Annotated in this window: 13 protein-coding genes; 2 read left to right on the top strand and 11 right to left on the bottom strand. The window is 68.7% G+C overall.

Annotated features, from left to right (window positions below; genetic code table 11):
- Window positions 1-193 precede the first annotated feature (193 nt).
- Window positions 194-1408: a CoA transferase gene (locus ACFCYE_RS13775; protein ID WP_376179567.1), complete on the top strand. Its 1215-nt coding sequence runs from the start codon at window positions 194-196 to the stop codon at window positions 1406-1408.
- Here ACFCYE_RS13775 and ACFCYE_RS13770 read toward each other — a convergent pair whose 3' ends face one another.
- From ACFCYE_RS13770 to ACFCYE_RS13755, 4 genes are read right to left on the bottom strand one after another with little or no spacing between them, the layout of a single operon-like run.
- The gene (locus tag ACFCYE_RS13770) at window positions 1409-2194 is read right to left on the bottom strand and encodes a DUF4184 family protein (protein ID WP_376179565.1); all 786 of its coding nucleotides are present in this window, start codon (window positions 2192-2194) and stop codon (window positions 1409-1411) included.
- Window positions 2195-2196: 2 nt separating this feature from the next.
- Window positions 2197-3498: a tyrosine--tRNA ligase gene (gene tyrS, locus ACFCYE_RS13765; protein WP_376179564.1), complete on the bottom strand. Its 1302-nt coding sequence runs from the start codon at window positions 3496-3498 to the stop codon at window positions 2197-2199.
- Between the two features lie 36 nt (window positions 3499-3534).
- On the bottom strand, window positions 3535-4362 hold the full coding sequence (locus ACFCYE_RS13760) for a hypothetical protein (RefSeq protein ID WP_376179563.1): 828 nt from the start codon (window positions 4360-4362) through the stop codon (window positions 3535-3537).
- The gene (locus ACFCYE_RS13755; protein WP_376179561.1) at window positions 4359-5003 is read right to left on the bottom strand and encodes a SatD family protein; all 645 of its coding nucleotides are present in this window, start codon (window positions 5001-5003) and stop codon (window positions 4359-4361) included. Before ACFCYE_RS13755 ends, ACFCYE_RS13760 begins: the two co-directional genes overlap by 4 nt.
- Before the next feature lie 59 nt (window positions 5004-5062).
- Here ACFCYE_RS13755 and ACFCYE_RS13750 point away from each other — a divergent pair, with 59 nt between their 5' ends.
- Entirely contained in the window at window positions 5063-5644 is a 582-nt protein-coding gene (locus tag ACFCYE_RS13750; protein ID WP_376179560.1) for a DUF1349 domain-containing protein, read from the top strand.
- A 21-nt stretch (window positions 5645-5665) separates the two neighbouring features.
- On the opposite strand, the gene argH is transcribed toward ACFCYE_RS13750, so the two are convergent.
- From argH to argC, 7 genes are read right to left on the bottom strand one after another with little or no spacing between them, the layout of a single operon-like run.
- A complete protein-coding gene (argH, locus tag ACFCYE_RS13745; RefSeq protein ID WP_376179559.1) occupies window positions 5666-7096 on the bottom strand; it encodes an argininosuccinate lyase in 1431 nt (476 codons plus the stop codon).
- Window positions 7093-8196 (bottom strand): heparan-alpha-glucosaminide N-acetyltransferase domain-containing protein, encoded by a 1104-nt coding sequence (locus ACFCYE_RS13740; protein ID WP_376179558.1) that lies wholly within the window; start codon window positions 8194-8196, stop codon window positions 7093-7095. The genes argH and ACFCYE_RS13740 overlap by 4 nt, the downstream gene beginning before the upstream one ends.
- Window positions 8197-8200: 4 nt before the next feature.
- Window positions 8201-9124, bottom strand: coding sequence for an ornithine carbamoyltransferase (gene argF, locus ACFCYE_RS13735; RefSeq protein ID WP_376179557.1), 924 nt, complete (start codon window positions 9122-9124; stop codon window positions 8201-8203).
- Window positions 9121-10338: an acetylornithine transaminase gene (locus ACFCYE_RS13730; RefSeq protein WP_376179556.1), complete on the bottom strand. Its 1218-nt coding sequence runs from the start codon at window positions 10336-10338 to the stop codon at window positions 9121-9123. Before ACFCYE_RS13730 ends, argF begins: the two co-directional genes overlap by 4 nt.
- Entirely contained in the window at window positions 10335-11249 is a 915-nt protein-coding gene (gene argB / locus ACFCYE_RS13725; RefSeq protein ID WP_376179555.1) for an acetylglutamate kinase, read from the bottom strand. Before argB ends, ACFCYE_RS13730 begins: the two co-directional genes overlap by 4 nt.
- Window positions 11246-12403: a bifunctional glutamate N-acetyltransferase/amino-acid acetyltransferase ArgJ gene (gene argJ / locus ACFCYE_RS13720; RefSeq protein ID WP_376179553.1), complete on the bottom strand. Its 1158-nt coding sequence runs from the start codon at window positions 12401-12403 to the stop codon at window positions 11246-11248. Before argJ ends, argB begins: the two co-directional genes overlap by 4 nt.
- Entirely contained in the window at window positions 12400-13443 is a 1044-nt protein-coding gene (gene argC / locus ACFCYE_RS13715) for an N-acetyl-gamma-glutamyl-phosphate reductase (RefSeq protein ID WP_376179552.1), read from the bottom strand. The genes argJ and argC overlap by 4 nt, the downstream gene beginning before the upstream one ends.
- Window positions 13444-13509: the final 66 nt, after the last annotated feature.

Here is a 13509-nt window from a genome sequence, read left to right as displayed (position 1 = left end):
CTCTCAAGAGAGAGAAGGAATCGGGGGTGGTTCTCCACTTGAGGGGGGTGAGGCACTCGGCCTTTCCGCTTCCCTGTGGGGCGAACAAGTAATAAGTTACGCGGGAACCACCACCCCAGCAAATCCACACCACCACCCGGGCGTGTCGCACCGGATCATGGTCCCGCCGATTCGGCGGTCGTACGATCGGGCCATGCAGGCTCTTCCTTCTCGCCTCGCCGTCGATGCGCTCGCGCGTGCGAGCGTCCTGGCGGTGTGCGCTGCCGCTCGGCATCCCTCCGTCGACGCAGCGCATCTGGATCTCCACCGCATCGCCGCGGCATACCGGAGCGACCGCCAGCTCACCATCGACGGTCGCTCCCCCGACGTCTGGTCTCCGCTGTCCGGATTCTGGCGTTCGTCCGATGGTTGGGTGCGCACCCATGCGAACTACCCGCATCATGCTCGCGCCCTGCGACGGGCGCTCCACCTGAGCGACGATGCCGAGGCCGATGCGCTCGCATCCGCATTGTCCGAGCGCTCGACCGTCGATGCCGTCACCCGGGTCACTGAAGCCGGCGGGCTCGCCGTCCCCGTTCTCGAAGAGGATCCGGCAGCCGACCTGGCGCTGCGCGAGCATCCTCTTGTCGTGTCGGAGCCGACGGGGCAGGCCGCGGTCCGGCGTCTCGCGCCCGAACCCGGCCTCGCCGGCGTACGGGTCCTCGATCTGACGCGCGTCATCGCCGGTCCCGTGTGCACCAGGACGCTCGCGTTGCTGGGGGCGGACGTCCTTCGGGTCGACCCACCCGGCATCCCGGAGCCCGGATGGCAGCACCTGGACACCGGCCATGCCAAGCGGTCCACGATCCTGCATGCGGCGTCGGCACGATTCGAAGAGCTGCTCAGTGCAGCCGACGTCATCGTGCTGGGGTATCGACCCTCGGCGCTCGATCGCCTCGGACTCTCCCGCGCCGCGCTGGCGGAGCGTCACCCCGACCTCATCGTCGCGCAGCTCAGCGCGTGGGGCCTCGATCATCCCGAGCGACGCGGGTTCGACAGCCTCGTGCAGGCAGAGTCGGGGATCGCGCTCATCGAATCGCCTGACGGTGAGCGGCCGGGGGCTCTGCCGGCTCAGGCACTGGACCACTCCGCCGGCTATCTCCTGGCCGCCGCCATCTGCGACGCCTTTCATGACCGACGGACGACGGGCGTCATCCGCACGGTTCGGACGTCATTGCGCCGGGTCGCCGCCGAACTGCTCGGGATGCCGCGCACTGCAGACCCGGAGCCCGCAGCGCCGCTCGATCCGACGGCGCATACGCAGCGTTTCCGCGTCGGCGCGCAGAATGTCGTCACCGTCCGCTCCGCGATCCCTGGACTCGAGTTCGACGCACCCCGGCAATGGGGACGGGATCCCGCGACGTGGTGATCAGCGGGCGGTACGCCGAACGCCGACGACGACGCACAGCGCCACGGTGATCATGCCCCAGACCGCGCAGGCCGGCGGGAGGACGCGGTAGGCCAGATGCTGCACCGTGAAATCCTCGGTCAGCGGTCCATAGGCGACGAGCCCGACCCCCCAGGCGACCACGAGCACGGCGGGCAGAGACAGCCACCATGCGACTCGGACCCCACCGGGCAGCAGTCGTTCGACCGCCTCACGCGGAGTGCGACGCCGCAACCACATCAGCATCCAGATCCCGATGATGATCAGACCGAGCGCGCTCGAGCCGTGCTGCAACCACTTGAATCCCTGCAGCGGTCCCCACTGGGCATCCAGGATCGGCAGCACCTCACTGCCCCACCGGTCTTCATGCGTGAAGAGGTCCCACAGGATGTGAGATGCCACGCCGATCAGCAGGGATGCGGCGAGCAGCAGCGGATACCAGCGGCGCTCCCCCGCACCCACCGCCTGCCTGGCCGCGGCCCACGGAGTCTGATTCCATTCGCGGGGGAGGCGAGCGGCCGCCCAGGTCGGCGAGAGCTCCGCGGCCGACGGCCGCAGCAGTACCCGCCAGACCAGGAACAGGACGAAAGCGATCAGTCCGGTCCACACGATGTGCGCGCCCGTGTGGGTGAACCCGTATTCGAGGCCGACCCCGCGGACGAACAACGGAAGATCCGGTGTCATCGCTCCGATCGCGATCGCCGAAGGGATCAGCGGCGTCCGTATGAACGGCAACGCCACGACGGCGTGGCTCGGCGTGAACGGCATGATCAGCCGATGAAGATGCCTGCGAGAGTCTTCTTCCCACGACGAAGGACCGAGACGCCGCCGGGCAGGCCGCCCTGGATCGTCGCGTTCTCGTCTTCGACACGGGCGCCGTCGAGCGTGACACCGCCCTGAGCGATCGCGCGCCGTGCCTCGGACATACTCGACACCAGCCCGGTGGCGACCAGCGCGTCGAGGACCTGGGTACCGGCGTCGACCGTCGCGTTCGGCAGCTCCACGAGTGCGGATCGCAGCGTCTCGGCATTCAGCGTCGTCAGATCGCCCTGACCGAACAGCGCCTCGGATGCCGCGATCACCGCGGCCGTCGCATCGATGCCGTGCACCGTGGCGACGACCTCGAGTGCGAGTCGCTTCTGCGCGGCGCGGCGGAACGGCTCGGTCTCGACGAGCTGCGCGTACTCCTCGATCTCCGCCTTGGAGAGGAAGGTGAAGACCTTCAGGCGCTCGATGACGTCGGCATCCGCCGTGCTCAACCAGAACTGGTAGAACGCGTACGGACTGGTCATCTCCGCGTCGATCCAGATCGCGTTGCCCTCGCTCTTGCCGAACTTGGTGCCGTCGGTGTTCGTGATCAGCGGCGTGCCGATGGCATGCACGGAGACGCCCTCGGTGCGGTGGATGAGGTCCGTTCCGCTGGTGAGGTTGCCCCACTGATCGCTGCCACCCGTCTGCAGCACGCAGCCGTACTGGCGGTACAGCTCGAGGTAGTCCAGCCCCTGAAGGATCTGGTAGCTGAACTCCGTGTAGCTGATGCCCGCATCCGAGTTCAGCCGTGCGGCGACGGCATCCTTCTTGAGCATGGTGCCGACGCGGTAGTGCTTGCCGATCTCTCGGAGGAAGTCGATCGCGCTCAGCGGCGCGGTCCAATCCAGATTGTTCACCATGCGGGCGGCGTTCTCGCCCTCGAAGCTCAAGTAGCGCTCGACCTGGGAACGCAGGCGGCCGACCCACTCGGCGACCGTCTCCGGCGTGTTCAGCGTGCGCTCGGCCGTCGGCCTCGGGTCTCCGATGAGGCCGGTCGAACCGCCGACGAGACCGAGCGGCTTGTGACCGGCCAGCTGGAGCCGGCGCAGCGTCAACAGCTGCACCAGGTGACCCAGGTGCAGGCTGGGAGCGGTCGGATCGAACCCGCAGTAATACGTGATCGGGTCCCCGGCGAGAAGGGCGCGCAGCGCCTCCTGATCGGTGGACACGTGGACGAGGCCACGCCAGACGATCTCGTCCCACACGTTCTCGAACGCGGGGTCGATCGTCTGCGGAGCAGTCGTCAGAGCGGTATTCGACACGCGTTCCAGGCTATCAGCGCAGCAGGCGCTCGCCGGTCAGGCGTGCACGCCCCACCACACCAGGAGCGCCGCACCGAGCGCGATCACCCAGCTGACCAGACTGCCCACCAGGAAGTACTCGGCGCGCGCCCCCGTCTCGCCGTCCTTGGATATCTCGGGGAAGCGCACGATGCCCTTCGCCGCCAGCATCGCGGCCAGGATCGGGTAGGCCGCGGTGAGCGTGAGCATGAAGACGATCACGCGCTCGAGCGGTCCGATCAGACGCCCGCCCTTGAAACCGCCGCGCTGGGCGTGGGCCCCGGGCGCGGCCGGCGCGATCGGGATCGCATCCCCGACGCTCGTCTGTTCGGTGGCGGCCTCGTCACCAGAGACGATCGGCACTGCGTCGACCTGGACTGCGGGTTCCGGAGCGATCCCCGCGTCATCGGGGCGCCAGGTGTGCTCCCCTGAGAGCGCCGCCCTGACCACGAGGTTGGCGGATTCCAGCAGGAACGCGACGACGCCGAGGACGAGGACGGCGAGATCGAAGGGGATCGGTCCGAACGGGGAGTCCATGTTCCAGGACAGACCGATGATCCCGGCATCCGGACGCGCGCCGGCCCACACGACCGAGAGCGCGACGACGAGAGCCAGTGCGACAGCCGGCCAGAAGCCGAATCTCGAGTCGCGCTCCCGCGGCATGAGCCACACCCAGGCCGCACCGGCCGCGATCGCCAGGATCATGGAGAGCAGCGCGTCTGCGACACTGCCGAGCACGAGCAGCACGATGAGCGTCACCAGGTACCCGATCCATCGCCGCGGCACGAACTGACGGACGAGGTCGACAGCGCCGACGGCCAGCAGCAGGAATCCGGCGAGGATCATGAGATCGCTCCCCTCATCTGTGCGACGCCTTCGATGAGTGCCGCGGCCCCGGCACTGCGCAGCGACTTGGACACGCTCGGCTGCGTGATGCCCTCGGTGCGCGCAAGATCCGCTTGAGGCGTGCCGATCAGGCGCCCGTATGTGAGCCGCCGTTCGCGCTCGCTCATGGCGCCTACCAATTCGTCTCGGGCGAGCAGATACGCGTTCGATGCGGCGATCACGGACTCCATGACCTCATCCTGCCCCTGGGCACCGACGATCCAGGTGCGCATGCGCGGCACGGCGCGCTGCTCACGAGCGTGAACCGTCTCGATCGCGTCTCTCGCGGCGTACCAGCCTGGCCCGTCCGACAGATCACCGTGCGCAGAGTCGATCGCACGGATCGCCCCCACCCCGACGCCGAATCGAAAGGAGATGCCGTCCGGGAGTGCCAGTTGGATCATGAGCAGCGATGTCAGCGCATCGCCGAGTCGGGCGTAGACGGCCTGCTGCTCGTCCCCTACGGTGGGCCTCAGCGGTTGCGTCGCGAGCGGGAGATCTGCTTGGACGCGCGTGATGGTCTCGTCGAGAACCCGCTGTGCGGATTCCCGATCCTCGAGACTGCGGGAGCCGACGATGTCGGCGATCACGGCGATCACCATGTGATAACCATAACACGCATATCTCATTTACATGCACTGATTGGCTATTTACTGAGAAAATGCCTGATACGAGCATCCCCTGGCACCAAGGCGCCTGGACCCATCTCCCCGAGGTCACGGTCGAAGACGGTCATCTCGATGTCACCGCTGCGGAGGGCAGCGACGCGTGGCGGCACACGGCCTACGGCTTCGTGCACGGCAGCGAGCACGCCCTCACCGCTCCATTCGCCGTCGGCGAGGCGATGGAGGTCGCGTTCCGCGCCCCCTGGAACGGCGAGTTCGACCAGGCCGGGGTCTTCGTGCGCATCGACGACGAGCGCTGGATCAAGGCAGGCATCGAGTTCGCCGACGGCCATCTCGGACTCGGTGCTGTCGTCACCGACGGTCGATCGGACTGGTCGGTCGGCTTCGTCGACGAGTGGCGGGATGCGGACATCACGGTACGCGTCAGCCGCTGGCCGGACGCGATCATCGTCCGCGCCAAGGCGGACGACGGGGACTGGCGACTCGTGCGGGTGGCGCCGTTCGATCCGGATGCCGTCGCGACCGCCGGACCGTTTCTGGCGGCACCGACGCGGTCAGGACTCGTCGTGCGATTCACCCGGTGGGTCCGCTCGGAGGCCGACGAGTCACTGCATTGAGCGGCTGCGACGACCAGCGGGTCAGAGTCCCAGTGCGTGCGCCGCGTTCTGCGTGCGCGCGATGAGCTCAGCGCGCTGCTCGGCGACGCGGACACCGGCCGTGCCGCCGGCACCGGTCCGCGACGCGACCGAACCCTGGATCGACAGCACCTCGCGCACTTCGGGGACGAGGTTCGCGGAGACGGACAGCAGCAACTCGTCCGACGCGTCCTCCAGGCCGATCCCCTGCTCCTCGCACGCGCGCACCAAGGCACCCGAGATCTCGTGCGCGTCGCGGAACGGCACCCGACGCTTCACGAGCCACTCGGCCACATCGGTCGCGAGCGAGAAGCCCTGCGGCGCGAGCTCGGCCATCCGCTCGGTGTCGAAGCGCAGCGTCGCGATCATGCCGGCGAACGCCGGCAGGACCACCTCGAGCGTCTGAACCGAGTCGAACACCGGCTCCTTGTCCTCCTGAAGATCCCTGTTGTATGCCAGCGGGAGCCCCTTGAGCGTGGCCATGAGGCCGGACAGGTTGCCGATCAATCGGCCGGACTTGCCTCGCGTGAGCTCGGCGATGTCCGGGTTCTTCTTCTGCGGCATGATGCTCGAACCGGTGGAGTAGCTGTCGTGCAGCGTCACGAAGCCGAACTCGCGCGTGTTCCAGAGGATGATCTCCTCCGACAACCGCGACAGGTCGACGCCGGTCATGGCCGCGATGAAAGCGAACTCCGCGACCACGTCACGTGCGGCGGTGCCATCCAACGAGTTCTCGGCCGGACGATCGAGTCCGAGCTCACGAGCGACCAGCGCCGGGTCGAGCCCGAGCGTCGAGCCGGCGAGCGCTCCCCCGCCGTACGGCGATGTGCCGGCGCGGACGCGCCAGTCGACGAGCCGCTCCAGTTCGCGCACGAGCGGCCACGCGTGCGCCTGCAGGTGGTGCGCGAGCAGCACGGGCTGCGCGTGCTGGAGGTGAGTGCGACCGGGCAGGATCGCGTCGGGATGCGCCTCCGCCTGTGCGACGAGCGCATCGATCACGCGCAGCAGGTCACGAGCGATGACCTTGGCGTGGTCGATCAGGTACATGCGCACGAGCGTGGCGATCTGATCGTTGCGGCTGCGACCGGCGCGGAGTCGCCCGCCCAGCTCCGGTCCGAGTTCGGCGATCAACGCCTGCTCGAGGGCGCCGTGGACATCCTCATCCGTCGGCTGAGCCACGATCGTGCCATCGGCGACCTTGCGGGCGACGGCATCCAGCCCGTCGTGCATTCGACGTGCCTCGTCCGGTTCGAGGTAGCCGGCGGCCTCGAGCGCCGTCGCATGCGCGTGGGAGCCCGCGATGTCATAGGGGGCGAGGATCCAGTCGAAGTGCGTGGAGCGGCTCAGCTCCACCAGTTCCGGCGACGGCCCGCTCGCGAATCGTGCACCCCAGAGAGCGCCTTCGTTCGTTCCGTCATGCTTCGCCTCGCTCATGGATTCAGCCTACCGATCATGCGAGGGCGCGCCGGGACGACCACCCTCGCCGTGCGGTCCAGCAGCCACTCCAACGGGCCGCGCCCGACCAGCAGCGCCCATGCCGTGCATGCGATGATCGTGCCGATCGTGAGCGGCCAGAACGGCTCCAGTGCTCGGAAGGCCATCAGGTCATCGGTGTCGCCGAACGCCGCGAGTGCGACCACAGCCCAGATGAGCAGTTGTGCCGTATAGGCCGTGAGCGGCATGGCCCCCGTGGCACGCAGCGGAAGCACCAGCATCCGGAGCACGGTCAGCCGGCAGATCAGCAGACAGGCCCCGATCACGGCGATCGCGAAGCCACCCGTGCCGAACACCTCGTAGAGCCCCGACGAATGCGGGTACGCGGTGAACACCTGCTGCAGGTAGGTCGAGTCCGTCGGGGTCCCGAACTCGAGATATCCGACGAACGCGAGCGCCGACCCCGCCCCCAGCATCCACAGCTGCGTGCGAAGACGGCGCACATCGGCACGGGCGATGCCGAGGCCGGCGAGCACGAACGCGATCCAGACCGGGAACGGGTAGTTCCATCCCAGCGCCGCCGAGATCTCCTCGCCGAACGGCCCGTGCCAGAGGGGCAGTTCGTTCAGCGCCGGCTGCAGGAACGCCATCACCGCACCGATCCCCCCAGCGGCCCAGAACAGAGCAGGCGACGTCCACGTCGTGAACGGCAGGGCGAGCAGGAAGAGGATCGCGTAGGCGGGCAGGATCACATACACCGGCACGCCGGTGAGGATGAGCAGGATGCCGGTGAGCCACAGCATCCCGGCCCGCACCGCCAACCGGCCGCGCGCCGTGCGCAGGCGATCCCCGGAGAGCGGAACCGCGCCGCCGGTCACGAGACCGATCGAGACCCCGGCGAGGGTGGCGAACAGGATGGAGGAGCGACCGTCGACGATGAAAAGCCAGGTCGACGGGTCGCTCCAGTCCCAGTGGTCCGCCGTGGCGAGCAGGTGCGCGGCGAACATGCCGATCACTGCGAGCCCTCGGGCGAGGTCGACGCCGCCGATGCGCGCCGGGCCGTTCAACCGCTGCCAGCGGCCTGCCAACCCGGGCGCCATCGACTCAGCCCTGACGCAGCAGCCAGACCAGCAGCGCCTTCTGGGCGTGCAGGCGGTTCTCCGCCTCATCCCAGACGACGCTCTGCGGGCCGTCGATCACCTCGGAATCGACCTCGTAGCCGCGGTCTGCGGGGAGGCAGTGGATGAAGATCGCGTCGGGATCGGCGATCTGCATCGTCTCCGTCGTGACCTTGTATCCGCCGAGGTCGCGGATCCGCGCGAGCTTCTCCTCCTCCTTGCCCATCGACACCCAGGTGTCGGTGACGACGACGTCCGCACCGGCGGCCGCCTCGTTCGCGTCGGTGTAGAGCGAGATCGAGCCGCCGGTCTCCGCGGCGCGGCGATCGGCGGCCTCGATGACGTCGGCGCGTGGGGCGTATTCGGCCGGAGAAGCGATGCGCACGTGCATGCCGGCGGTGACGCCGGCGAGCGCGTAGGAGTGCGCCATGTTGCTCTGTCCGTCGCCGAAGAACGTGAGCGTCAGCCCCTTCAGATCGCCCTTGTGCTCACGGATCGTGAGCAGGTCGGCCAGCAGCTGGCAGGGGTGGAAGTCATCCGAGAGCGCGTTGACGACCGGCACGCGGGTGCCGGCGGCCATCTCCTCGAGCCCCGCCTGCGCGTAAGTGCGCCAGACGATCGCGGCGACCTGGCGCTCGAGCACCCGCGCGGTGTCCGATGGCGTCTCCTTGCCGCCGAGCTGGCTGCTGGCGGTCGTGATGATCAGCGGAGAACCGCCGAGGTCCGCGATGCCGACCGCGAAGGAGACGCGCGTGCGCGTGGAGGACTTGTCGAAGATCACGGCGACCGTCTGGGGGCCGGCGAGCGACTTGTCGGCCCAGCGGTCCTTCTTCAGTTCGACGGCGAGGTCGAGGATCTCGGCCTGCTCGGCCGGGGTCAGGTCGTCGTCGCGCAGCAGGTGGCGGGTCATGCGGAAGCACTTTCGGTCTCGGATGCCGCGAGCAGCGCCTGCACATCGGCGAGCGAAGCGGCGAACAGCGTCTGGAATTCGTCGATCTCGGCATCCCCGATCGTGAGGGCGGGTGCGATGCGCACGCTCTCGGGGTTCGCGGCGTTGATGATCAGGCCGCGCTCCTGGGCTGCGGCGACGACGGCGCCGGCGACCGGGGCGCTCAGTGCGACGCCGATCAGCAGGCCCTTGCCGCGAACGCCGGTGACGAGCGGCGAGTCGATCTCTTCGATGACCGCACGCAGCTGCGCACCACGGGTCGCCGCGTTCTCGACGAGGCGAGCACGCTCGATCTCGGCGAGCACGGCATCCGCGACGGCGGTGGCCAGCGGGTTGCCGCCGAACGTCGAACCGTGCGACCCGGGGGTGAACAGCGAGCTCGCCGCCCCGAAGGTCACGAGCGCGCCGATCGGGAACCCGCCGCCGATGCCCTTGGCGAGCGTGATGGCGTCCGGCGTGATGCCCTCATGGCTGAAACCGAACCAGGCACCGGTGCGCCCGGCTCCGGTCTGGATCTCATCGACGATCAGCAGCGCGCCGTGCTTGAGCGTCAGCGAACGGGCTGCGGCGAGGTACCCCTCCGGAAGCTCGACGACACCGGCCTCGCCTTGGATGGGCTCGACGATGACGGCCGCGACGCGATCGTCGATCGCGGCTTCGAGCGCCTCGATGGTCCCGGGGATGTGCTCGACACCACCGGGCATCGGCTCGAAGGGAGCGCGCATGGCGGCCTTCGCTGTCATCGCCAGCGAACCCATGGTGCGGCCGTGGAAGGCGTTCTCGAGGGCGAGGATGCGCGGGCGATCGTCGCCGCCGTGCAGGCGGGCGAGCTTGAACGCCGCCTCGTTCGCCTCTGCGCCCGAGTTCGAGAAGAACACGCGGCCGTCGATGCCTGCGCCGGCGAGGCGCTTCAGCCGTGCGGCGAGCGCGAGCTGCGGCGGCGTCGCGAAGTAGTTCGACACATGAGCGAGGGTCGCGGCCTGTCGGGAGACGGCCTCGACGAACACCGGATGCGCGTGGCCGAGCGATGTCACGGCGATGCCTCCGAGGAAGTCGAGGTAGCGTCGGTCGTCGCCGTCGTACAGGTACGAGCCCTCTCCCCGGGTGATCAGCGCCAGCCGATCCCCCGCGTTGAGCACCAGATCGCGTGCGGCGTCCTCCTGCCAGACGGTCATGCCTTCTTCCTCTCTCCCGCGACCACTTCGGTCCCGATTCCCTTGCTCGTGAACAGTTCGACGAGTACCGAGTGCGGCACCCGCCCGTCGATGATGGCCGCGGCGTCGACGCCGCTCTGCACGGCGTCCAGACAGGCCCGCATCTTCGGGATCATGCCGGATTCGAGCGTCGGCAGCATCTCGATGAGATCGCCTGAGGTGATGTGCGACACCAGCGAGTCGCGGTTCGGCCAGTCGGCGTACAGCCCCGGCACATCCGTGAGGATCACGAGCTTGCGCGCTCCGAGCGCCGTCGCGAGCGCGGATGCCGCGGCATCCGCGTTGACGTTCAGCGACTGACCAGGGTGATCGAGATCGGGTGCGATGCTCGAGACGACCGGCACCCGCCCTGCGGCGAGGTGATCGAGCACGGGCGTCGGGTCGACCTGGACGACGTCACCCACGCGTCCGAGATCCACTTCCTCGCCGTCGATCACCACGCCGCGGCGTCGACCGCCGAAGAGGCCGGCGTCCTCGCCGCTCAGCCCGGTCGCGATCGGACCGTGCGAGTTGATCCGGCCGACCAGCTGCGGATTCACCTGGCCGGTCAGCACCATCCGAACGACGCTGATCGCCTCGGTGTTCGTGACCCGGTAGCCGCCTTTGAATTCGCTCGGGATCTCGAGGCGGTCCAGCATGCTGGAGATCTGCGGCCCACCACCGTGCACGACGACCGGCAGCACGCCGACGTAGCGGAGGTAGGCGATGTCCTGCGCGAAGGCATCCTGCAGCTCGTCGGAGACCATGGCGTTGCCGCCGTACTTGACGACGACGATCTGGTCGCGGAACTTCTTCAGCCACGGCAGCGACTCGATGAGGGTCGATGCCTTCTCGGCCGCGATGTCCGGTGTGGTGTCCTGTATGTCCGTCATGAGGAGTACGCGCTGTTCTCGTGGACGTAGTCGTGCGTGAGGTCGTTGGTGAGGATCGTCGCCTCGGCGTCGCCGACCTTGAGGTCGATGAGCACGTCCGTCGCGCGCGGCGCGAGGTCGACGTCCTCACGTGGCCGGTCGGGGCCGCCTTCCGTGCACACGCGCACGCCGTTCATCCACACGTCGACGTCGTACGGGTCGAACTGCGCGCTCGTCGTGCCGATCGCCGCGAGCACGCGGCCCCAATTCGGGTCATTGCCGAAGATCGCGGCCTTGAAGAGGTTGTTGCGCGCCACCGAGCGTCCGACGTCGACGGCGTCCTGCTCGCTGACCGCGTTGGTCACGCGGATCGTGATGTCGTGGCTCGCGCCCTCGGCGTCGCCCTGCAGCTTGACGGCGAGGTCCTGGCAGAGCTCGCGCAGCGCGGCAGCGAACTCCTCGAGGTCGGGCTTGACTCCGCTCGCGCCGTTGGCGAGGAGCGTGACCTGGTCGTTGGTCGACATGCAGCCGTCCGAATCGAGCCGGTCGAACGTCCTCCCTGTCGCGCTCCGCAGCGCGGTGTCGGCTTCGAGCGCCTCCAGGTCGGCATCCGTGGTGATCACGACCAGCATCGTGGCCAGCCCGGGCGCGAGCATGCCGGCGCCCTTCGCCATGCCGCCGATCGTCCAGCCGTCGCGGGAGACCACAGCGGTCTTCGCGACCGTGTCTGTCGTCATGATCGCGTGGGCCGCTGTATCTCCGCCGTCTGCCGAGAGCTCGGCGATCGCCTGTTCGGTGCCAGCGAGCACCTTGGCGCGGAACTCCTCGTCGCCGGTGCCGATGAGGCCGGTGGAGCACACCAGGACATCCCCCGCCCCGATGTCGAGAAGCTGGGCCGCCTTCTCCGCGGTCTGGTGCGTGGTCTGGAACCCGAACGCGCCGGTGAAGCAGTTCGCCCCGCCGGAGTTGAGGACCACGGCCTCGACGATGCGGTCCTGGATGACCTGCTGCGACCAGATGATCGGGTTGGCCTTGGCACGGTTGCTCGTGAAGACGGCAGCGCCGACCTTGCGCGGGCCGCGGTTGACGACGACGGCGACGTCCGGCTTGCCGGTGGACTTCAGTCCTGCGGCGACTCCGGCCGCCTCGAATCCTGCGGGTGCGGTGACGCTCACGGTGCGACTCCATTCACGGTGAGGGCGCGGGACTCCGGGAGCCCGAGCGCGATGTTCATGGACTGGATGGCGGCACCGGCGGTGCCCTTGACGAGATTGTCGACCGCGGTGACGACGGTCACCCGGTTGGCGGCGCGATCGATGGCGATTCCCATCAGCGCGGTGTTGGCGCCGAGGACATCGGCCGTCCGAGGGAACTGCCCCTCCGGCAGCAGCTGCACGAACGTCTCATCGCCGTACACGCTCTGCCACGCTTCCCGGATCTGCGCGTCGGTGACGCCGTCGACGATCGGAGCCGTCGACGTCGCCAGGATGCCGCGGGACATCGGGACCAGCACAGGCGTGAACGAGATCCGCGGCTCGTCGCCGCCGGCGGCGACGAGCGCCTGCTGGATCTCCGGGATGTGCCGATGGGTACCGCCGACCGCATAGGGGTTCGCGGTGCCGAGGATCTCGCTGCCGAGCAGATTGGTCTTCAGACTCTTGCCTGCGCCCGACGGCCCGACCGCCAGGACCGACACGATGTCGGACGGGTCGATGACGCCGGCGGCGACACCGGGAACGAGGCTGAGACTCACCGTCGACGCGTTGCACCCGGGGGCGGCGATGCGGGTCGCGCCGCGGAGGCCCTCCCGCTGCTTCGCCCCGTCCACGATCAACTCGGGAACGCCGTACGTCCACGCGTCATGGAAGGTCCCGCCGTAGAAGGCGTCCCATGAGGTCTTCGAGGTGAGGCGGTGGTCGGCGCCGGCGTCGATGACGAGAGGGACGTCACCGAGCGCATCCGTGTACTGACCGGACTGCCCGTGCGGCAGCGCGAGGAACACGATGTCATGGTCGGCGAGGATCTCGGGCGTGGTCTCCTGCAGAACCAGGTGGGCGAGCGAGCGCAGGTGCGGCTGGTGCTGGATCAGCGGCTGACCCGCGTTGGAATGCGCGGTGACGGTGCGGATCTCGATGTCGGGATGATCGGCCAGCAAGCGCAGGATCTCGCCGCCCGCATAGCCGGATGCGCCGGAGACGGCGACGGTGTACGTCATGGTTCTACCTTAACGGTCTGGGTGGTCGTCGACGGAGGCGGCGACGCTCACAGCCGTACCCGTGCA

Origin of the sequence: Microbacterium sp. NPDC056234 (assembly GCF_042267585.1) — a bacterium.
Taxonomy (GTDB): Bacteria; Actinomycetota; Actinomycetes; order Actinomycetales; family Microbacteriaceae; genus Microbacterium.
Note: the sequence above shows the minus strand (reverse complement) of the source record. Positions and strands in the feature narration are given on the sequence as shown.